Below are 21118 nucleotides of genomic sequence, written 5' to 3'. Positions count from 1 at the left end.
ATAAAGTAAACCAAAAAAGGAGTAAAGATGCCTAAAGTTAAAATGCCCAGGAAGAGCACGCTGGTTGATATGACCGCGATGTGTGACGTGGCTTTCTTGCTGCTCACTTTCTTCATGCTGGCTACTAAATTTAAACCGGACGAACCGGTAACTGTAGTTACTCCGTCTTCCATCAATACTAAATTGCTGCCGGATTCAGATGTGATCATGCTGACAATTGATAAGGATGGCAGAGTATTCTTCAGTATGGATGGTCAGCCTAAGAGACAAAAACTCATCGAGGACCTGGATCAGCAGTACCACCTCGGGCTGACTCCCAAAGAAAAGAATAACTTCATCATTGGCGCCAGCGTTGGTACTGAGATCAAGAACCTGAAAAACTATCTTTCCGTGAAACCGGAAGAACGCAAAAAAGGTGGTCTTGAAACTGGTATCCCTACAGATTCTGCCAACAATGAAGTAGCTGTATGGATAGAGTACGCCAGATCAGCACAGGGTGGTAACCCAAGATTACAGTACTGTATAAAGGCGGATAACGATACGCCTTATCCTAAGATCAAGGATATTCTTGACACCTTTAAGGATAAAAAGATACAGAAGCTGAACCTTGTTACAAACCTGGAAGCTCCACCTCCGGGAACAGCAGCTGCTGAAGCCCGTGGTGAAGGCGGAGAAGAGTAATTTTAAGTAAACAGCAGGCAATGCTGCGGCGTTGAGTTGCTATTTAAAACTTTAAAAAAGAGCTACTATGGCAGAAATGGATACCAGCAGTAGTGGCGGGAAAGGCAAACACCAGGGAACGAAATCCAAAAAGCAGTCTACACGCGTAGACATGACTCCGATGGTGGACCTGGGCTTTCTGCTGATTACCTTCTTTATGTTGACTACCACCATGAGCAAGCCCAAGACTATGGACTTGATCATGCCGAAGGATACTAAAGATGAGAAAGAGCAGAACAAGGTAAAGGAAAGCACTGCCCTCACAATACTGCTTGGAAAAGATAAACGAGTATATTACTACGAAGGTCTGGCACAGGATCCAAATGCCTCAGCCGATCCGAATTTTTTCAAAGCAACCACTTTTGCCAACAAAGACGGCATTCGTGACGTAATTATTAAAAAGCGCGATGAGGTTTCTAAATTGAGAAATGCAAAAGGTGAGCCTGAAGATGTGGTAGTTATCATTAAAGCTGATGATGGCTCTACATACAAGAACTTCGTTGATATACTCGACGAAATGGCCATAAACCGCATTCAGCGTTATGCTACAGTTGATATCAGCGATCAGGATAAAACCTGGATCAAACAAACTGAAGCAGCTAACAGCGGCGGCGGTGGCTCCAGGTAATTGAGGAATAATTGACTTTTTGCATCCATCTTATAAAATTGAAACAATGGATACCGCTAAAATTTTAAAGTCCGATTTTCTTGACATCCTGTTCGAAAACAGGAATAAGGAATATGGGGCTTATGACCTCAGACGACAGTACGACAAAAGGGTGCGCAACGCCGTAATAGGTAGCGCTATCCTGATGGTATGTGTCATCGCAGGTTATGCTATCAATAATTACATAATACAGAGAGAAAGGGATAATCCCAATAAAGCACCTGTCATCGAACAGATAAAGATGGAGGACGTGAAGCTTCCGGACGATCCGAAAACTCCACCTCCACCACCACCTCCTCCTGCTCCACCCCCTCCGGTGAAGCCTTCAGTACAGTTCACTCCTCCTGTTATCAAGAAGGATGAAGAAGTACCTGAAGATGAGGTGCCACCAAAGATCAAAGAGATCGAGAACAAAGCCATCAGTACTAAAACTGTAGAAGGCGATCCTAACGGTATCGATCCGGGATTACTGGAAGACAGCAAAGGTACAGGGGTGGTAGAAGCTCCTCCTCCTCCTCCGAAAGAAGAGATCTTTACATTCGTAGAACAGCCGCCTACCTTCCCCGGTGGTGAAGAAGCGCTGGCTAAGTTCCTGAGCAAGAACATTCACTATCCTCGCGTTGCGCAGGAGAATGCTATCTCCGGTACTGTGTTCGTACAGTTCGTAGTAGACTCTGAAGGTAACATCAAAGACGTTAAAACCGTTGGTGCTGCAAAAGGTGGTGGCCTGGAAGAAGAAGCAGTTCGCGTGGTGAAGATCATGCCTAAATGGAAAGCTGGTAAACAGAACGGCCGTCAGGTGTCTGTACAGTTCAACCTGCCAATCCGCTTTACTTTACAAGAGTAGCAGATAAAGGATATTTTGGTTTTTTAAAGACGCAGTCCCGGCCACGCCGGGACTGCGTCTTTTTTATTTATTAACTATCTTGCTGCCTGAATTACAGATTTATGCTCGGTAACAACCTCACAGGATATGACGATACTATCGTTGCACTGGCAACCGCACCAGGAATCGGCGCCATTGCCGTAATCCGCTTAAACGGTACACAGGCAATTGACATCTGTAATAAACTCTTCCCCTCCAAAGACCTGCACAAACAACCCGGCCATACCCTCCACTTCGGAAATATCGTAGCCAGCGGCAAAGCAATAGACGAAGTAGTAGTAAGCCTGTACAAAGCACCTAAATCCTACACAGGGGAAGATGTTGTTGAAATATCCTGTCATGGGTCTCCCTACATCCAGCAACAGATCATAGATGCCTGTATTCAGACCGGCGCCCGCATGGCCAAACCCGGAGAATTCACTTTGAGAGCCTTCCTCAACGGAAAACTGGACCTGACCCAGGCAGAATCTGTAGCAGACCTCATTGCGAGCAACTCCGCCGCCAGTCACCAGACAGCCATGCAGCAAATGAGAGGTGGCTTCTCCAAAGAACTGTATTCCCTGAGAGAACAGCTGATCAGCTTCTCTGCCCTTATTGAACTGGAGCTGGACTTCAGCCAGGAAGATGTGGAATTTGCGGACCGTACTAAATTATACCAGCTCATCAGTGAAGCAACAGAAGTAGTGAAACACCTGGTAGATTCATTCCGGGTGGGTAACGTGATCAAGAATGGTGTAAATACTGCAATAGTAGGTAAACCCAATGCAGGTAAATCAACCCTGCTCAATACCCTGTTAAACGAAAACAGGGCTATTGTAAGCGATATAGCAGGCACTACCAGAGATACCATTGAAGAAATCCTGAACATCCAGGGCGTTCTCTTCAGACTGATAGATACCGCAGGTATCCGTGATAGCAAAGATACGATAGAGAGCATAGGCGTGCAGAAAACATTGGAGAAGATCAAAGAAGCAGGAGTGGTACTCTATCTCTTCGATGTCAATGAAACCTCGCAGAACGACCTGCAGACGCAGATCGCCACTTTTGAAAAGGAAGGCGTTGAATACCTGCTGGTTGGTAATAAGACTGATATAGCTGGAATAGAAGCAGCTTACAGGAAATTTGAAGGAATATCAGGCATTCTCTTTATCTCTGCCAAACTGCATGAACATGTACAGGAACTGAAAGACAGGCTTGTTCAGAAAGTAATGAGTGGCGATATCAGCACGGAAAATACCATTATCACCAACGCCCGCCATTATGCTGCCCTCCAGGAAGTCCTGAATGCCTTAAATGACGTAAAACAGGGGCTTGACAACCAACTCCCCGGCGATCTTCTTTCGCTCGATATCAGGCGTTGCTTACACTACCTGGGCGAAATTACAGGACAGATCACCAATGAAGATCAGCTGGATTTTATATTTAGTAAATTCTGTATCGGTAAATAGCCCATTTTATCAAAGCCCTTCCTTAATAGCTTTTAAGTACTGCCTGTTGTTCGATTTTTTAATAACAACATCCAGACACTGGTTGAATTTAGCAAATGCCTGAATCGCATCAATAATCTTAGCGATCATCGGCTTACTTAATTCCACAGGCTCAAAGTGAAGATTGTGGATAATCAGCACCCTTTGTTTCCGATCTGCTTTAGAATCCATCCTGGCTACAAAAGTATCGCCAGCCAGTACGGGTAATGAGAAATATCCATACTTCCGTTTGGGCTCAGGAACAAAACATTCTATCTGGTACTCGAAGTCAAAGAAATCTCTCAGACGATGCCGGAAAACATTCAATACATCGAACGGGGAAAGAATGAATACGTCATCAGACAACTGGATCTTTTTGTTTTTATAAGCGGGTAACATGTAGAGCGGAGCAGTTTTAACGCCTTCGATCTGAACACTATACACTTCACCTTCTTCTACAAGTTTTTCCAGTTCCTTTTTCACTAAATTATTCTTCAAATGACGGCTGCGCCAGGCTACTTCTTTTGCATAGGCAATGCCCAGGGCCTTTAGCTCCCGCTGTATAACATGCCTCGCAAATTCTTCCGGTGTGGGCAGAGTGGTATCAACATCATCAGGGATTAAATTCCTGGACAGGTCATATACTTTCAGAAACTCTTTTGTACGCGTAACCATTAATTTGCCATCCAGGTACAATCTTTCCAGCGCTACTTTAGATGGCCGCCAGTCCCACCAGCCGGCGCTGGGCTCCTGCCGGTCATTTTCAAAATCCTTCACCATCAGCGGTCCTTCACGTGCAATCCTGTCCAGGACCTTATTCATAAGATTGATCTCCGGTTGGGTGAGGGGCTTTCTGCCGGCAGAAAAGGCTTGTTTCACATTCAGTGAATAGCGGAAGTTATGCATGGGAAGATACCCGGCATCTGAGGTGAAGAATTCGAATATCCTTCCATCCGCCTGCAGCTCTCCAAGCCATTCGGGTTTATAGTCGGGCACACGGGCTGCAATGGAATGATGATGCGCCCTTTCAACAACATAATTGGTATCTATCTGGACAAAGCCCAGGTGGTCTATAAGTTTATAAACCGCCTCGCGGCCCTTCCCGAACTGTGCGGGTTTAGATAATCCTGCCGCATGGAGGATAATTTTTCTGGCCTGTTGTTTAGTAATGACAAACTGGTTCATCCTTGCGGTATTTTTTCAAACTTATCTGCCAGATGCGGCGCTTCTTTTTTCATCATATTGGTAATAACCTCATGCATCCATATTACACAGACGCAGGATAACAGACATACAAACATCCAGGAGCTTGTCCACAACCCGGTTACGTTTAACAGGTAACCAAACAGGATAGGCCCTACGAAGCCTCCCAGCCCGCCTATCATACCTACCATGCCTCCAACAGCGCCGATTTCCTTAGGGAAATACTCCGGTATGTATTTAAAGACAGCAGCTGTGCCAATACCCCAGCAGGCGCCTATTAAGATAGTGATAACTACAAATACCCACATGTTGGCTTTGAAGAATATCATAGTGGTACCCTGTGCCAGCAATTGTTTTTTTACTACCTGATCACCCTGCTTTACAATAGGTTCCTGCCACACATCCTTTGCCGGCAGTATCATTGCTTTTCTGTCTACATGGTCAAATTTATGACTCTTTTGCAAAACAGGATATTGCTTTTCATCTACCTGTATAACTGAATCTGCAACCAGGGTGACCGTACCTGCCTGTGTTGCCATAATACCTGTGCCGGGAGAATATATTTCCATACGGGGAATAATAAGCAGGAAGCTCAGTACCATGGAACTGCCCAGCACCCAATACATTACTTTTCGCGCACCATACTTATCAGAAAGCCATCCGCCTACGGCCCTGAAAATACCTACGGGCAAGCTAAAGGCAGAAGCCAGAAAGCCGGCAGTGATCAGGTTAACATTATAGACGTTCACAAAGTAGGGTAACAGCCACTGTGAGAAAGTAACGAAACAGCCAAAGGCCAGGAAATAATACAAACCAAACCTCCACACCCGTACGTTTTTTAAAGGCCGCAATAATGTAAGTAAGGTTTTGTCTGATGATTCAGGCTTTTTATTCTGGGTGAACAGAAGAAAAAGAACGCCGATAGCAGCTAAAGCAACAGCATAGATAACGGGTAACTGACGCCATCCTTCGGGATTAGCGCCATTGTGAGTGAATGTCTTTAATAAGGACGGGGCCAGCATGGTAGTAAGAGCGGAACCAATTGTGCCCAGTCCGAACAATCCCAATGCCCTGCCTTGCCAGTTCTTAGGATACCATACAGATGTAAACCCAACGCCTATGGAAAAGCTGGTACCTAATAATCCGAAGAAAAAGCTCAGTGTTAAAAAAGCGCCGTAACTGTTGGCTTTTGACAAAAGGAACATAGGTACAGAACATCCCAGCAATAAGGCGATGAACACCCATTTGCCGCCTATACGATCAGTAAGTATACCAACGGGCAAACGCATCAGCGAGCCTGTGAGTACGGGAACTCCCAGCAGCCAGCCAACTTCTACCAGGCCCCAGTCGAAAATACCGGCATCTACAAGGTAAGTTACTAATACACCATTCAGCATCCAGCCGGCAAAGCAAACAATAAATGCAAGGGTGTTGAAAAAGAGGATACGGTGTGCGGTTGAAAGAGGTGCGGTGTTCATAACATAGAGTTTGACCGGTAAATATGTTTTATAATGATGATTGGGAAACAAGATCTGGTTCTGCAAAAGTTCTTTACGGGGACGCTTAAACTTTTATCTGACGTACATGCCAACTCCGTCATAAAGGTTCTTCACAGACATGCTTAAACTTTTATCTGCCGCACGTACAAACTACACGCTGTAAAACCGCTTACAGGCATGTTTAAATTCTCAGCCGGCCGCAGGCCCAGATCCTTCTCTCAGTAAAATTGTTTTCGCCTCCGGCAAAAACAATTTTATTGAGCAGTTTCAGAGCGCACATTATAGAAAAAAACGGACTGGCTATATGATTGAGATCATATGCATTATACTAAAAAAATCCGTAATTTACTGTAAATCACCTGATTTGAATGCTGCAGACTGTATCGGGAAATAACAGACATCTTTCAGGTGGTATTGCCGGTTCCTTTTTAGACAACCCATAGTCTGGTATGAAATTCCAACTCAACAAAAAAGCTTTCCTCATTGCTTTATGTTGCTGTGTTTTAACAGTAGCAATGGTATTCTATGGTTCCCGTAAGCTGCAGAATTTCGATGCAGCTTTAATTGCTTATTTATTCGGGACCGTATTTGCTTTGTTTGGTATCATCTATCGTTACTGCGTATGGTTGCAAAGACCACCAACCTGGATGTACTTCAAACGGGGATGGCAGTTACTTTTTTCAAAAAGTTTCCTGGAATATGCAGGACTGTCAGTTCAAAAACTTGTTCGCAACATAGCTTTCCAACGGTTTATTTACCCTCGCGGAAAGACAAGATGGTGGGGACATTTCCTGCTGGCAACAGGTTGTTTAATGGCATTCTCCGTTACTATTCCGCTCACCCTGGGCTGGATACATTTCACTATGAACCCGGCTACCAGCATCAATCCTGCAGATACCAACTATTATGAAGCACATCTTTTCGGTTTTAAAGTAATGGAATTTAAACTGGGATCGTGGATAGCATTTTTCATTTTCCATATACTTAACTGGTGTTCCTGGCTGGTAATTATCGGCTGCCTGTTATTTATGCGCCGGCGGTTAACCCACGCCGGGCAGATAGCTACCCAGACCTTTGAAGGCGACTGGCTGCCGCTGATCCTGCTGATAGGTATTTCAGTTACTGGCCTGGGACTAACGTACGATTATGAATTTCTCAAAGGCATGACCTACGAGTTTATGGCTGTAACGCATGCCGTAACCGTTATCCTGTTTTTAATATGGATCCCTTTTGGAAAATTCTTCCACATCATACAGCGGCCTGCTCAGATCGGTGCTCATCTGTATAAGAAGGAAGGAGAGAAGAGAGGCATGGCAATATGTCCGCATACACATAAGCCTTTCACTACGCAAATGCATGTGGACGATCTGAAGACAGTAACAAAAGAACTGGGTTTTGACTTTACACTGGAAGATGGTTCTTCTCATCTTGACCTGAGCCCTGAAGGTAAAAGATCGGCGCTGGCAAAGGCACATCTCAAAGCCCGTGAAGCAAGTGGTAAATTTTTCGGATAAATAAAGATACTCATGGCTAGACTACCGGTCACTGCAGAAAAAATCATTGAACAATTTGGCCCTCATCTGAACTTCGCTCCGCAGGAAGGCTATATAGGGCGGGATGAGCCGGATAAAGTGGTGGAAACACATTGTTGCTTTTGCGGCATGCAATGCGGCATTAAATTGCTGGTAAAAAATAATAAGGTAGTAGGTTTCGACCCATGGATGGAATTTCCTTTTAATGAAGGGCGACTTTGTCCCAAGGGAGTGCAGCGTTACTTGCAGAACAATCATCCCGACCGCCTGCTGGAGCCTTTGCAAAGGGTAGAAGATGTAGGCTTCAAACCACTGGGCTGGGAAGAGGCTATGAGCAAAACCGTTGCTGAAATAAAACGTATCCAGCAAACATATGGTAATGATGCCTTCGCCATGCTTTCAGGTGTATCCATCACCAACGAGAAAAGTTACCTGGTAGGAAAGTTTGCAAGAGTGGCGCTGAAGACCCGTAACCTTGATTATAATGGCCGTCTCTGTATGGTAAGCGCCGGCGCTGGTAATAAGAAGGCGTTTGGGCTGGACCGTGGCTCCAATAACTATGAAGATCTGAAGAAAGCTGAAGTTATTATGGTCTGCGGAGCCAATGTAAGCGAAACGTTTCCTACGCTTACCTATTGGATCTGGCAGGCAAGAGATAATGGCGCCAAACTGATTGTAGTAGATCCAAGGGTAATACCACTGGCACGAACAGCAGACCTGCACCTGGACATAAGACCGGGAACAGACTCTGCCCTTTACGGCGCCATGTTGAGATATATGGCTGAAAGAGATATGCTGGACCATGACTTCATCAACAACCACACAACCGGTTTTCAGCAAACACTTGATGCCGTAAAAGATTACTCACTGGAATGGGCGGAGCAGGTGACCGGCATTGCTAAAGAGAAAATTGCCACAGCCGCAGAATGGTGGGGAAAAGCAGCGACCAGCTTTCTATTGCATGCAAGAGGTATTGAACATCATTCCAAAGGTGTAGACAATGTGCTGGGCTGCATTAACCTTGTTCTGGCCACAGGAAGGATAGGTAAACCCTATTGCGGCTATGCTACCATTACTGGTCAGGGCAACGGCCAGGGCGGCAGGGAGCATGGGCATAAGTGTGATCAGCTGCCGGGTAACAGGGATATTAATAACCCCGAACACCGGAAATATATTGCGGGCGTATGGGGAATTGATGAAACGGAAATGCCGGGAGCGGGGTATACCGCTTATGAACTGATTGAAGCTATTCACCGTGGCGAGGTAAAAGGATTGATATCTCTTTGCTTCAATCCGCTGGTATCATTACCTAACAACAATTATGTAAGGGAAGCATTTGAGAAACTGGAATTTTATGCTACCATAGATTTCTTTCTCAATGAAACGGCCCGCCATGCAAATATTATATTCCCCGGATCACTGCATGAAGAAGAAGAAGGAACAGTCACTACTGCCGAAGGCAGGGTGACCCGCATACGGCAGGCAGTTACACCGCCCGGGCAGGCCAGGACAGATACCGCTATCATCCTTGAACTGGCAGAACGTTTAGGTGCAGGTAATAAGTTCAGTTACAACAGCAGCGAAGATATTTTTAATGAACTGAGAGTGGCATCCAAAGGTGGTACAGCTGACTATTACGGTATAACATATGAAAAGATAGAGAAGAACATGGGCGTATTCTGGCCCTGCCCGTCTATTGATCACCCTGGCACGCCGCGATTATGGGAAGACCGGAAGTTTGCAACGGCCGATGGTAAAGCCCATTTCAATCCCGTGCCATATAAAGATCCGGGTGAAGTAACGGATGATGAATACCCGGTTGTATTGACCACCGGCAGGGTCGTATCGCAATACCTCAGCGGGACACAGACCAGGCGCATTGGCAAACTGGTGAACCAGTATCCTGAGCCTTTGCTGGAAATACATCCTGAGCTGGCTGCTAAATATGGCATCTCTCAGCGGGAGCTGGTAAAGGTAATTACCCGTAGGGGAGAAGCTGAATTCCCGGCTAACATCGTAGAAACGATCCGTAAGGATACAGTCTTCATTCCCTACCATTGGCCTGGCCGTAAATCGGCTAACCAGCTGACGCCGGGAACACTGGACCCCATTTCCAAAATACCGGAGTTTAAAGTATGTGCCTGCCAGTTGGTCCCTCTGCGGAAAGAAGCTCAATCCCCACAGGAAGCACATGCTTATGACAGCGTTTAATAATTCAGCCATAACCAAAAAATGATCGCATGACAACCTCTTACTATAAGACCGACATGGAATTCTTTGTGGATATGCAACGTTGCATAGGCTGCAAAGCCTGTGAGGCGGCCTGTGCAGAATGTGAAACCAATGGCCAGCAGTCCATGATACATGTGAATTATGTCGAGAGAGCGGTAACCATACAAACCACTGTGCAGGTATGCATGCATTGCGAAGATCCGGTGTGCGCTAATGTATGTCCGGCAGATGCTATCAGCAAAGACGAGTTTGGTGTGGTACATACTGCCAATACAGCCCGGTGCATCGGTTGTTCAAATTGTGTAATGGCCTGTCCTTTTGGTGTACCCATCAAGGAAGAGAAATACGACATGATGATGAAGTGCAACATGTGTTACGACCGGACCAGCGCCGGCAAGAAACCCATGTGTGCCACTGTCTGTCCAAGCCAGGCGCTGTATTACGGTACCAGGGAAGAAATGCGGAGAATGAGGCCCAACAGCGTACCGGTCAATACTTTTCAGTTCGGCAAACTGGAAGTAAAAACCAAAGTGAATATTATGATGCCTGCAGGATCAACCATGCTGAAGATTGATTGACAGCCTGCGCTTACAGAAATCATTGAATAAAAGTTTATATGCCTGATAATAAAGAGAAAATACCTGATTGGAAGAATGACTTTCCCATCAGCCAGACAGAAACCACAGAAGTAACACGCAGGCAGTTTGCAAAATTCCTCTGCCTGGTATCAGGAGGGTTGGCAACAGGTAGCGCATTCGTAGCGGCAAAGGCCTTCTTCTTCCCCGGAAAAAAAGTACAGGGTGTACATAGAGTATGCAGCACCGATGAGCTGCCTGTAGGAGGCACCCGTTCATTTGTATTGGAAGGCAGTTCTATTCCCTATATTCTGATACACCTGGAAAACGGTGAATTCAAAGCCTATGAGCAGAAATGTACACACCTTTCCTGTGCTGTATTCTATAAGCCCGGTAGCGGGAAAATTGAATGTCCCTGCCACAACGGATGGTTTGACGCTATGACGGGAGAAGTGCTGCAGGGGCCTCCGCCAAGGCCGTTACCGCGGTTGGAAGTGCAGGTGAAAGGCAATGATGTTTTTGTTACCGCTGCTCCTGAACAAGCATAAAAATAATAACGATGAGTACTTTCCGCCGGGCACAAAGTCAGGCCCATCCCAATAAGACCAGTACGCTGATGCTGGCTATCATAGTGCTGCTTATCCTGAATGTAACCATCCAGATATGGTTATTGTACAGTGGACTGAACAATGCACTGGAACACAACAAAGGCATTGCATTTCCTGCTTTTATAGGATCGGTGGCTATATTCTTTATCAACTGCGCATTACTCTATTATCTGCCGCGAAGCCGCAGATAGATTTTCTGCAAAAAATAAATAATTACAAAGTCGCTTGAACTTATTGGGCTTTCGGGTGTTTAAGAAATTACGCAGTAATCCATATCACTATCGCCCAATTCGAGAATGAGAAAAGATAATGAACGGACAATCACAAATGAGCCTCAACCGTCGGAAATATGTAATCCATCTCCCGCTGAATTAAGTTCCCTTCAGGAACTCATTGACGAAAAAGCATTACAATACCCCGATGAGGTAGCACTACGTTTCAGGGAACATGTAATAACTTATAATGAATTAAATAATTCTGCCAACCAACTGGCCCGGTACCTGTTAGATCAGGGAATACGGAAAGGGGATATTATTGGGTTGGCGGTAGACCGTACGCCCAGAATGGTGATAGCGCTGCTTGCCATTGTTAAGTCGGGAGCTGCCTACCTGCCGCTGGACCCCGATTATCCGCAGGCAAGAGTGGAATTTATGCTGGGAGACGCCGGAGCAACCATCCTGATTACGGAAGGGAAATACCAGTCAAAATTTGGGAAAATTGCAACGGAGATGCTGCTGGAAAATATCTGGAAAGTACTGCCGGAATACCCGGTCCTCTCTCCGGAAACGGAGATATCTCTCGACGATATTGTTTACATTCTTTATACTTCAGGCTCTACAGGGCAACCCAAAGGAGTCAGGATCACTCAGAAAGGGCTGGTCAACTTTCTCCTGAATATGCAGATAGCGCCGGGCTTAACCCGGAATGAAAGGGTGCTGGCCGTTACCACTATTTCTTTTGATATCTCTGCGCTTGAATTATACCTGCCGTTAATAACCGGCGCAGAGGTCATACTTACAGATACAGAGACCTCAAAAGATGCCCGTGTATTGATGGACATAGTGAGAAGAGAAGAAGTGAGCATGATGCAGGCTACACCCGCTACCTGGAGAATGATGCTGGAAACTGACTGGAATGACAGCCTGCCGTTAAAGATACTGATAGGAGGAGAGGCTTTGTCAAAGAAGCTGGCAGAACGGTTGCTGGCAAGATGCAACTCCTTATGGAATATGTATGGCCCTACAGAAACCACCGTTTGGGCAACATTTAAACAGATAAAGCATGAAGACGAGGTGATCACTGTCGGGAAAACGATTGCCAATGTAGAAGCATATATTCTCGATGCACGCCTTAACCATGTTACGCCGGGTAATGTAGGTGAGATCTATATCGGGGGAATAGGCGTGGGAAAGGGATACCTGAACCGTCCTGAACTGACGGAAGAAAAGTTTATACCTAATCCCTTCGCAAAAGACCCTTCAGAGATGATGTACCGTACCGGCGATCTGGGCCGGATCGTAAACGGAGGAGATATTCAGTGCCTGGGCAGAATAGATCACCAGGTCAAGATAAGAGGCTACAGGATAGAACTGGGAGAAATAGAGTATGCGCTCAACAAACAGAAAGGTGTCAGGGATAGTGTAGTGCTTGCCAGGAACGAACAGCTGATCGCATATGTGATGCCTGATGAGAGAAAGTTTGGCTACACTACTGACGTTTCACGCTGGTTGCAGGGCGTTAAAACACTGTTGCCTGAATATATGGTCCCCGCCCGAATTATTGTAGTACCTGCATTCCCCCTTTCCCCGAATGGAAAGGTAGACAGGAATACCCTGGAAACAATAGGACATGATGTGGAAAATGCCAGCAAGGCATATACAGCACCACGGACTGAACAGGAAAGACTCATCGCATCTATGTGGGCAAGATTGCTGCACAAAGAGAGGGTAAGCATACATGATGACTTCTTCCTGCTGGGAGGTAATTCCATTGTAGCCATGCAGATCATGACACAGCTGGAAAAAGAAACAGGCAGGAGATTGCCGCTGGCATGCCTGTTTACGGCCAATACCGTGGAAAAATTATCTCAACAGGTTGACCTGGATGACAGGTCTATTTCCTGGGACTTACTTGTTCCCGTCAAACCTAACGGCAACAAGCCTCCGCTGTTTATTGTGAACGGGCTTGATATGAATGTGCTGGTGTTTAATAATGTGGCCTGCAATATGGACCCTGAGCAGCCCGTATATGGCTTTCAGCCCCGTGGGCTTAACGGCAGGGACGAGCCGTTTGATACCCTGGAAGATATGGCGGCAGAATATATCGCCGCATTACTGCAACGTGATTTTGGCGATACCTATGCACTGGCAGGTTATTCTTTTGGCGGAATAGTGGCTTTCGAAATGGCAAAGCAACTCCAGGCACTTGGCAAAACAGTGAAGCTGCTCGCAGTTTTTGATACCTATGCAGATAATACCATTTACTTTGAAAAAGGCATATCCAGGATCATTAATAAGATAGGCAGACAATTTCCGAAGTTCATGTTCATCCTGCGTTCTTTCAGTCAGTATCCGCGTGAAATATTACGTTACCAGGCAGAATTCTTTGCCCGGAAACTGCATGACGGCTTCGTATTCCTGACCGGGAAAAAAGAGCCGGAAGATGTTAGCCTGGAAAACAAAATCAATAAAAAATACGAACTTGCATACCGCAACTACCACCTGCAGCCTTCTGATAGCTGTGCTGTTGACCTGTTCAGGGTAGATACCAGGCTTTATTATCTGCGTGATCCCGTTTACCTGGGATGGAAGCGATATGCACTGAAAGGGCTGCATATTCATGAAGTGGAAGGAGATCATAAAACGTTCCTTCTGCCACCTAATGACAGAGCCTTTGGCGCCTTATTACAACAGGTCATAGACGAGCGCATGAAAGACTGAGTGGTAGCTAAAACGCATGTCAACGCCAGATGAAAAACACAACGATCCTCAGTTTACTTCTTTTATCCACTTTTTTACTGCCCGCACATACCCACGCTCAGCTCAATGCCATCAGGCAGAAAATAGGACCTATTACCAGCACAGCCCAGGGGCATGTAGGCGTAGCCCTGAAACTACTGGAAACCGGCGATACACTTTCCTTTGGAGGAAATGACAGGTATCCCATGCAGAGTGTTTTTAAAGTACCATTGGCTATTGCCATATTAGACCAGGTAGATAAAGGCCGCTTATCGCTCAGTCAGAAGATAACTATCCGCAAGGAAGAATTACGACCTACGTGGAGCCCCATCAGGAAGAAATACCCTGAAGGAACTGTAATGTCTTTGAGTGACGTCCTTGCATATACCGTTTCCCAGAGTGATAATAACGGGTGCGACATTCTTTTCCGGTTACTGGGAGGAACGGCTTACGTAAATAAATACATCCATAGTCTTGGAATAGACAGCATCAACATTGTTGCCACAGAAGAAGATATGTCAAAAGCCTGGGAGGTACAATATACTGACTGGAGCACTCCTCTGGCCATTGTACAGTTGATGGAGGGTATTCATAAAGGCAGCTGGCTTTCTAAATCCAGTAATGATTTTCTGCTGAAGATAATGACAGAAACAAATACGGGGCCCGGCAGGATAAAGGGGCTCCTCCCTGCAAACGCTGTGGTGGCGCATAAAACAGGTACTTCAGACACAAATGCACAAGGTATAACGGCAGCTACAAACGATGCCGGTATTATTACATTACCCGGTGGGAAACACCTTGCAATTGTAGTGTTTGTATCTGACGCACGAGCCGCAGAAAAAACGAGGGACGAGGTTATTGCAAAGATAGCCCGGCTTTGCTGGGATGCTTTGCAGTAGCAGATTGTTGCTGAATAGCTACCTGCGATTCATAGTATTTGTTCAGGAAATGATAGATCACCAGTTCATGCTTGCGCTGGTTGGACAGTAATATCCTGTTCAGGAACATATGGATGTAGCTGGATACGAGTTCCTCGCGGGAATGTGCCAGCGAAACCTGCTGCAGCGCCTTGCTTATTTTCGCTGATCTTATATTGAAGAGATGCACAGCCTCTTCAATCTCATTGGCACTATCTTTCAACGGATCCAGGAAACCGGCCAGCTGTCGCATATGTTTCCTGTACTGGCTGTTCAATTGGGTCTGAAGGGTAGGGGCTGCTCCGAATTCTTCAAAGAAATGTTTTTGCACTCTCTTCATAAATGCAGCCTTTTGAGACAGCGTATACCCGAAATCCTGTAATAGCATATCCACTCCCCTGGCCGCCAGCAGCCAGCGGTAATGTTCGGCTTCTTCCCCCTCCAGCAGGCTGATACAGTTAATGGTTGCTTCGCTGTCATAAAAGAAAATATCCTCGCTGAGTATCATGGTCTCTGTTCCATAGCGTTCAATTTCTCTCACATAAGTATCTATCTGTACACTATGTATCAGTATTGCATGCTGGTCCAGTAATGCATACAACCTTTCAGTCACAGTTTTCCAGAAACCGGCATTGTTTCCATGATGGAAGCGTATCCTGATATGATTTTCCGGGTCATTATACCTGATGAAGAACCATTTGTCTATAACTTGCTCATTCAATAGCTCTTCCGCCAGTGGCCTGATCACAGTGGTTAATATTTTCTCGTTGGATGTAACGCCGGCATAGATCTTTATATATAACCATTCACTACCGGGCATAAAGCTGCGTTGCAGGGATGTTGTGTTCTGTGCGGCTAACTGCGTGCCTGTTTGCCGGTAAGAAGTACTTTTCAGAGGAATGATCAGTTCATTGGTAAAACGTCCCGAAGCCCCTTCTACCCAGCAGTTGTCAGGAGTCTGCAGCACCTCCTGGAGAATGATCTTCTCTTTTTTCTGCCAGATAGATTCCAGCAGGTGAAGGCATGATTCACTCTTCATATCAATGAACAGCTCATTATCTCCTTCTGTGACAGCCACATACCTTGATACATTCAGTTGTGCGCATAGCGCTGCAAAAGGTGTCTTGTCTTTCTTCGTTAATGTCCATGTGCTTTTACTGAGAATGATCTTCCCATACCTCACTCTGGGCAGGAAAGGCTGCTCCACAGGCAGGTTCCAGTGCCAGCCCGTTGCATTGTGCAATTGCTGGAACTGAAGGTCGCACAGGAACTTATAAACAGGCAGGCTACCGGTAGTAAAATTATGTGCTGTACTTAACCGGGGAATGATCCGTTTGTTTAGTTTCTTTGACCTTAGTATAACTGTATTCTGCCGGATGCTGATCATAAGATCACTGACAGGTATTTGTTGTTCAGCAGGTACGCTGCCTTTGCCCAGGTATACGATCTCATACTGTCTCAGCTGTGGCCGCATCAGGATATTGCCGGTCCTTGATTCAGGCAGGTGTACTATCTCGGCATAAATATCTTCAGGGGAATGTTGTGCTTCTTCTTCCAGGCATTCCTGTACTTTTTCTTTCAGGAAATTGTCTCCATGACAGAACCTGCCCAGCAGGTTGGCGGCAGATGGCCCGCCACAGGAGCTCAGATCAAAAAGATACTGGCCGTTATCTATATCTTCCGCACTTTTTGCCACCAGGCTGCCCATCAGGTACAGGCTGTCAGGAATGTTGGGTTGTGCAGACGGATTGAATGTATCCAGGTCCTTATCTGTAAGCTCAATTTCTGCCTGATGCCTGCCCAGCAGTTCCAGCTGAAAGCTGCGCAGTTTATTCCAGGAAATGGTATCGGGCTCCTGGTTATTCGGTATAAATATTTCATCTACAAGCGGGGCATGTGTGGCGCTATGTCCTGTATGACTGCCATAGCCTATGCCGGTTTCAGTGTCAAGCGCTATTACCAGGGGGATTTCCTGTTCTTCATACCTGTCCCGGAAGCGGGAAATAAACTGCTGCAGATCGGGATTATTATTAACGGAAGATAATTTCCAGAGGTGCGAGGCTTGTTCTGCCAGTTCATCTGCCACATGCTGTGAAATGGTATTGGATGGTGCAGAAAGAAAAAGGTCTGTTTGTACCAGGTCTTTTGTATTGGTATCCGGAAGCAGCTTCTTTACAAGAGCATGTGTTTGAAGATATTTATCGATACCGGCAGCAGGCTTCGTTAAAAGCTGTTGTATAGAGAGCAGTATATCTGCTGCAGGTGTTATGTCTTTCAGTTTACCCGTCAGTACCTTAAAGAATTCTTCTCCTGTTACAGTGGGTGCCAGCTCGCTGATCAGCAGCTGGCTTTCTATCAGCTCGGCAATGAATTCTTTCGCTTCTTCATATGAGATCTCTTCGTCTGTAATGGATGAACATAGCTGGTTGATAGTGGCGCCTGCTGCCGCATGAGTCAGTACCTTTTCAAGATAAACAGAGCGGTTTACAGAGGTCAGATCATACTGGCGGAATTTGTTTTTGATGGTGTAGGAAGCATACCTGTAAGTATCTCCAACAGGATACAGGGAGTTATTCGGAAAGTACTTTAATTGTTCCTGCACATCAGGCAACCTGCCAATTACGTCTGCCAGCTCTGCAACATAATTCATATCCAGCCGGCAATGTTTCTGATGTTGTTCAGGCGCGGCTATTTGTACATCGGTACTGTTATTAAAGGAGCCTGTGGAACAACCTGCAAACAATCCATAGGGTGTGCAGCGGTAGCTCATGCGCAACATATACCTGAACAGGGAGAGTACCAGTTTCTCAATTTCTTTTTCTCCGGTAAGCTGGCCCTGTTGCCACTTGATCAGTTCCCTGCTGAACTCCGGAGATGCTATATAAATAGCTTCAGCCAGGAGTGCTGAAGAGAAGAGCTCTTTAATTTCAGCAGCCAGCTGCTGATACGGTATATGCAATAAATGATCTAAAGCATTGATGGGAAGCAGCGGGGACCGGAGCAGGTAGAAATCTTTGTTACTCATTAACATGTGAATAAGATAACTATTTACCGGTTGACGGGCCTCACCTTAAAAGGTGAAATAATGATCACTGGACAATATTGCTGAAAAATCACCTTTTTCAGTGAACATGGGGCGCGAGGTTTATCCTTATCTTTAAACATAACCAGAATCGCTTATATCTACTTAAACCTGCTGCTTAGAATTACATTTTTATTCTTAATAATAAACTGTTGTTAACTATGAAAAAAGAACCAGGAAAAAAACTCAATCTTGGCAAGATCAGGATTGCAAAACTGAATTCCTCTAACCAGGACGGTTTAAAAAGAGATGCTAATGCTCCTACTTATACAGGCTGCAGCCTCTTAAAATGTACACCTCCGCCTGATGGCAGAAACTAAGAATATTTTTTACCCGAAACTCAAAATCACTCATTATGAAAAAGAAAACAGAGAAAAAACTCGCTCTCGGAAAAATTAAAATTGCCAGCCTGAGCAATCCCAGAGAAGACAATGCTAATGCAATGGCGCCTACTACAACAGTCGTTTCTTTCAAAGTTTGTACGAACGATGTAAGCCAGGGCGCTCCTATCTGCAGCGTTGATTCCTGCCGTTTCTAACAGACTATAAGATAAAGAGGGCTGGTCTGCCTTTGGCGGGGCCAGCCCTTGTTTTTTGCTTGATGTGCTTATATGGACCAGAAAAAAGAAGTGACCAGGGTATTGGAAGATATCAGCGGGACATTGAACAACTTTATTGAACAAACTGCATCTCCCGGCTTATTGAGTGGTTATACCGGATGTGCCTTGTTCTTCGCTTATTATTACAAACTGACAGGGAAGAAAAAATACCTGAAGAAAGTTCACCATATCCTTTTGCAAAGTATCCGGGAACTGGCTGCTACTCCCTTACCTTCCTCTCATTGTAATGGTATATCCGGGATAGCCTGGTGTATACAACATCTCATAAATGAAGGTTTTGCCGATGCCGGCGATATGGCAGATATCTTCGAAGAAGTAGATGAGCTGCTGGGTAATGCAATACAGGACGAATTACAACAGCAACGCTATGATTTCTTACATGAAGGATTGGGCATCGCTTTATATTTCCTTGAAAAGGAAGACCATATTGCAGCACCCCTGACAGATGTGGTAACACTGCTGGAAAAAGCGGCAGTTCCTTTCAGTGAAGGTATCAGCTGGCAGGACCATGTTACAGAACTGAAAGAGAATGGCCAGCCATTGATGTCTTTCAACATGGGACTGGCACATGGGGTACCCGCCATTATCACTATCCTCGGAATGATATATCATAAAGGAATTGAAAAGGACAGAACGCGACTGCTGATTGAGCGGTCAATGAGCTGGATATTGGCCACCAGGAACCTTTCGGAAGAAAATGTAACTTCATTATACCCTGTGCTGGTAGATAGCAACCGGGTAGCGCTTACCGGTAAGCAGAGCCGGCTGGGCTGGTGTTACGGAGATCTTAGCATTGCCACGCTTCTGCTGAATACCGGTCACTGGCTGGGAAATGCTTCTTATAAAGAAGAAGCGCTGAATATCCTTAATCATACCCTGCAATACCGTGATGCCAGAAATGGAAGCGTACATGATGCCTGCCTCTGTCATGGAAGCGCCGGTATTTCACATATATACCGCCGGTCTTACCTGCTTACCGGTCAATTTGCCTTGCTGGAAGGAGCCGATAAGTGGTTAGCTTATACATTACAGCTGAATAACCGGAAAGATGGGGCTGCAGGATTTAAATTCTATGCGAAAGATAGCTATGAGAACAGCTATGGATTGCTGGAAGGTATAACAGGTATCGGGCTATCATTAATTGCTGCTTTAGATAATAACAATGCACCTGCATGGGACAGGTGTTTGCTTTTATCGTGATCAATTTATTTTCCTTATATTACATGATACTTAATCACCACGAACCTGTAAGATTGTTACCTGCCAATTGTTCCATACTGATATCTTAAATCTGAAAACCCATGATCCGCCTGTATTTTGTTGATAATCATCCTTTAATACTGGAGGGGCTGCAAGTCTTGCTTGGTATTGAAAATGATATAGCCCTGGTTGGAAAGGCCAGAAGTGGTTACGACTGTCTAAAATTCCTGCTGCATAACAGAACCGATATTGTTGTGATGGACGCCTGCCTGCCTGATATTGACGGCATAGAGCTTTGCGCTACTATTAAGATAGAATATCCGGACACAAAAGTATTGATCTTAAGTGCACTGCAGGACAGGAAATATATTGCTGATATCCTGCAATGCGGGGCAAGCGGTTATGTCCTGAATAATGTTGATAAGGATGAATTGTTATATGCTATTCATGCCGTACATGCCGGAGATATCTACCTCTCTCCTGATATCAAAGACGCAGGGAGAAGCAGGGATGCTGATATACGGCATCATTTTCCTCCTCTTACAAGAAGGGAAAAAGAAGTATTGTTCCTTATCTCGGAAGGATATACCAATACACAGATCGCAGAGAAATTATTTATCAGTGCAGATACGGTGAACACACACCGGAAGAAGCTCCTGGCTAAGCTGGAAGTAAAGAATACCGCTATGCTTATTAAGTATGCAGTAGATAATAAATTATTAGTGTAATTCAGCGCCGCGCACAACGCAAAATTCCCTTAACCGGCCGGAGGCCGGTTATCCCTCCTTACAAAAAAGCGCTTTTGCCGAAGGCAAAAGCGCTTTTTTGTGGTGCGCCCGGCACGGGCGCAAACTCTAGGGTGTAAGTCCCGAACGCGCCTTGATAGTGGGAAGCGTTAACCGATGGCAAGGGTGTCCTTCGTGAGGAGGAATCTGAAGGAAGCCTAAGGTAAATC

Annotated in this window: 18 protein-coding genes; 15 read left to right on the top strand and 3 right to left on the bottom strand. The window is 45.5% G+C overall.

Annotated elements, in window-relative coordinates:
* Nucleotides 1-27 precede the first annotated feature (27 nt).
* The 4 genes from GO493_RS30250 (at nt 28) to mnmE (ending at nt 3721) form a co-directional block, all read left to right on the top strand.
* Nucleotides 28-681: an ExbD/TolR family protein gene (locus tag GO493_RS30250; protein ID WP_157309985.1), complete on the top strand. Its 654-nt coding sequence runs from the start codon at nt 28-30 to the stop codon at nt 679-681.
* A 67-nt stretch (nt 682-748) separates the two neighbouring features.
* Nucleotides 749-1348: an ExbD/TolR family protein gene (locus GO493_RS30245; RefSeq protein WP_157309984.1), complete on the top strand. Its 600-nt coding sequence runs from the start codon at nt 749-751 to the stop codon at nt 1346-1348.
* Nucleotides 1349-1394: 46 nt separating this feature from the next.
* A complete protein-coding gene (locus tag GO493_RS31295; protein WP_157309983.1) occupies nt 1395-2234 on the top strand; it encodes an energy transducer TonB in 840 nt (279 codons plus the stop codon).
* 101 nt (nt 2235-2335) lie between these two features.
* The gene (gene mnmE / locus GO493_RS30235) at nt 2336-3721 is read left to right on the top strand and encodes a tRNA uridine-5-carboxymethylaminomethyl(34) synthesis GTPase MnmE (RefSeq protein WP_157309982.1); all 1386 of its coding nucleotides are present in this window, start codon (nt 2336-2338) and stop codon (nt 3719-3721) included.
* Nucleotides 3722-3730: 9 nt separating this feature from the next.
* Here mnmE and GO493_RS30230 read toward each other — a convergent pair whose 3' ends face one another.
* Complete coding sequence (locus tag GO493_RS30230) at nt 3731-4924, bottom strand: winged helix-turn-helix domain-containing protein (protein WP_157309981.1); 1194 nt, start codon at nt 4922-4924, stop codon at nt 3731-3733.
* The gene (locus GO493_RS30225) at nt 4921-6420 is read right to left on the bottom strand and encodes an MFS transporter (RefSeq protein ID WP_157309980.1); all 1500 of its coding nucleotides are present in this window, start codon (nt 6418-6420) and stop codon (nt 4921-4923) included. Before GO493_RS30225 ends, GO493_RS30230 begins: the two co-directional genes overlap by 4 nt.
* 470 nt (nt 6421-6890) lie before the next feature.
* Between GO493_RS30225 and GO493_RS30220 the strand changes: the two genes are divergently transcribed.
* The 7 genes from GO493_RS30220 (at nt 6891) to bla (ending at nt 15244) form a co-directional block, all read left to right on the top strand.
* On the top strand, nt 6891-7955 hold the full coding sequence (locus GO493_RS30220) for an MFS transporter (RefSeq protein ID WP_157309979.1): 1065 nt from the start codon (nt 6891-6893) through the stop codon (nt 7953-7955).
* A 12-nt stretch (nt 7956-7967) separates the two neighbouring features.
* Complete coding sequence (locus GO493_RS30215) at nt 7968-10184, top strand: molybdopterin oxidoreductase family protein (protein ID WP_157309978.1); 2217 nt, start codon at nt 7968-7970, stop codon at nt 10182-10184.
* A 29-nt stretch (nt 10185-10213) separates the two neighbouring features.
* A complete protein-coding gene (locus tag GO493_RS30210; RefSeq protein ID WP_157309977.1) occupies nt 10214-10783 on the top strand; it encodes a 4Fe-4S dicluster domain-containing protein in 570 nt (189 codons plus the stop codon).
* 38 nt (nt 10784-10821) lie between these two features.
* Entirely contained in the window at nt 10822-11328 is a 507-nt protein-coding gene (locus GO493_RS30205; RefSeq protein ID WP_157309976.1) for a Rieske (2Fe-2S) protein, read from the top strand.
* A gap of 11 nt (nt 11329-11339) precedes the next feature.
* Entirely contained in the window at nt 11340-11579 is a 240-nt protein-coding gene (locus tag GO493_RS30200) for a DUF6755 family protein (RefSeq protein ID WP_157309975.1), read from the top strand.
* A gap of 105 nt (nt 11580-11684) precedes the next feature.
* Complete coding sequence (locus GO493_RS30195) at nt 11685-14327, top strand: non-ribosomal peptide synthetase (protein ID WP_157309974.1); 2643 nt, start codon at nt 11685-11687, stop codon at nt 14325-14327.
* A 29-nt stretch (nt 14328-14356) separates the two neighbouring features.
* Complete coding sequence (bla, locus tag GO493_RS30190) at nt 14357-15244, top strand: class A beta-lactamase, subclass A2 (RefSeq protein ID WP_157309973.1); 888 nt, start codon at nt 14357-14359, stop codon at nt 15242-15244.
* Here the strand turns inward: bla and GO493_RS30185 are convergent.
* Nucleotides 15201-18287 (bottom strand): lantibiotic dehydratase, encoded by a 3087-nt coding sequence (locus GO493_RS30185; protein ID WP_198315872.1) that lies wholly within the window; start codon nt 18285-18287, stop codon nt 15201-15203. The two genes, bla and GO493_RS30185, sit on opposite strands and share 44 nt — an antisense overlap.
* Nucleotides 18288-18505: 218 nt before the next feature.
* Here GO493_RS30185 and GO493_RS30180 point away from each other — a divergent pair, with 218 nt between their 5' ends.
* The 4 genes from GO493_RS30180 to GO493_RS30165 all read left to right on the top strand — a co-directional run bounded on the left by GO493_RS30180 (nt 18506) and on the right by GO493_RS30165 (nt 20891).
* On the top strand, nt 18506-18664 hold the full coding sequence (locus tag GO493_RS30180; protein WP_157309971.1) for a class I lanthipeptide: 159 nt from the start codon (nt 18506-18508) through the stop codon (nt 18662-18664).
* 35 nt (nt 18665-18699) lie between these two features.
* Nucleotides 18700-18882 carry a hypothetical protein gene (locus tag GO493_RS30175; protein ID WP_157309970.1) on the top strand — a complete coding sequence of 61 codons (183 nt, stop codon included), beginning with the start codon at nt 18700-18702 and terminating at the stop codon, nt 18880-18882.
* A 72-nt stretch (nt 18883-18954) separates the two neighbouring features.
* Nucleotides 18955-20163, top strand: a complete 1209-nt coding sequence (locus GO493_RS30170) for a lanthionine synthetase C family protein (protein WP_157309969.1) — start codon at nt 18955-18957, stop codon at nt 20161-20163.
* A 101-nt stretch (nt 20164-20264) separates the two neighbouring features.
* Nucleotides 20265-20891, top strand: a complete 627-nt coding sequence (locus GO493_RS30165) for a response regulator (RefSeq protein ID WP_157309968.1) — start codon at nt 20265-20267, stop codon at nt 20889-20891.
* The last annotated feature ends 227 nt before the right edge of the window (nt 20892-21118 follow it).

Source organism: Chitinophaga tropicalis (assembly GCF_009758205.1).
GTDB lineage: Bacteria > Bacteroidota > Bacteroidia > Chitinophagales > Chitinophagaceae > Chitinophaga > Chitinophaga tropicalis.
Note: the sequence above shows the minus strand (reverse complement) of the source record. Positions and strands in the feature narration are given on the sequence as shown.

What these genes read in the sequence shown, in the direction of transcription:
- GO493_RS30195 (WP_157309974.1), top strand. Translation starts at nt 11,685, where the DNA reads ATGAGAAAAGATAATGAACGGACAATCACAAATGAGCCTCAACCGTCG.
- bla (WP_157309973.1), top strand. Translation starts at nt 14,357, where the DNA reads ATGAAAAACACAACGATCCTCAGTTTACTTCTTTTATCCACTTTTTTA.
- GO493_RS30230 (WP_157309981.1), bottom strand. Translation starts at nt 4,924, where the DNA reads ATGAACCAGTTTGTCATTACTAAACAACAGGCCAGAAAAATTATCCTC.
- mnmE (WP_157309982.1), top strand. Translation starts at nt 2,336, where the DNA reads ATGCTCGGTAACAACCTCACAGGATATGACGATACTATCGTTGCACTG.
- GO493_RS30180 (WP_157309971.1), top strand. Translation starts at nt 18,506, where the DNA reads ATGAAAAAAGAACCAGGAAAAAAACTCAATCTTGGCAAGATCAGGATT.
- GO493_RS30165 (WP_157309968.1), top strand. Translation starts at nt 20,265, where the DNA reads ATGATCCGCCTGTATTTTGTTGATAATCATCCTTTAATACTGGAGGGG.
- GO493_RS30220 (WP_157309979.1), top strand. Translation starts at nt 6,891, where the DNA reads ATGAAATTCCAACTCAACAAAAAAGCTTTCCTCATTGCTTTATGTTGC.
- GO493_RS30200 (WP_157309975.1), top strand. Translation starts at nt 11,340, where the DNA reads ATGAGTACTTTCCGCCGGGCACAAAGTCAGGCCCATCCCAATAAGACC.
- GO493_RS30215 (WP_157309978.1), top strand. Translation starts at nt 7,968, where the DNA reads ATGGCTAGACTACCGGTCACTGCAGAAAAAATCATTGAACAATTTGGC.
- GO493_RS30225 (WP_157309980.1), bottom strand. Translation starts at nt 6,420, where the DNA reads ATGAACACCGCACCTCTTTCAACCGCACACCGTATCCTCTTTTTCAAC.
- GO493_RS30250 (WP_157309985.1), top strand. Translation starts at nt 28, where the DNA reads ATGCCTAAAGTTAAAATGCCCAGGAAGAGCACGCTGGTTGATATGACC.
- GO493_RS30210 (WP_157309977.1), top strand. Translation starts at nt 10,214, where the DNA reads ATGACAACCTCTTACTATAAGACCGACATGGAATTCTTTGTGGATATG.
- GO493_RS30205 (WP_157309976.1), top strand. Translation starts at nt 10,822, where the DNA reads ATGCCTGATAATAAAGAGAAAATACCTGATTGGAAGAATGACTTTCCC.
- GO493_RS30185 (WP_198315872.1), bottom strand. Translation starts at nt 18,287, where the DNA reads ATGAGTAACAAAGATTTCTACCTGCTCCGGTCCCCGCTGCTTCCCATC.
- GO493_RS31295 (WP_157309983.1), top strand. Translation starts at nt 1,395, where the DNA reads ATGGATACCGCTAAAATTTTAAAGTCCGATTTTCTTGACATCCTGTTC.
- GO493_RS30170 (WP_157309969.1), top strand. Translation starts at nt 18,955, where the DNA reads ATGGACCAGAAAAAAGAAGTGACCAGGGTATTGGAAGATATCAGCGGG.
- GO493_RS30175 (WP_157309970.1), top strand. Translation starts at nt 18,700, where the DNA reads ATGAAAAAGAAAACAGAGAAAAAACTCGCTCTCGGAAAAATTAAAATT.
- GO493_RS30245 (WP_157309984.1), top strand. Translation starts at nt 749, where the DNA reads ATGGCAGAAATGGATACCAGCAGTAGTGGCGGGAAAGGCAAACACCAG.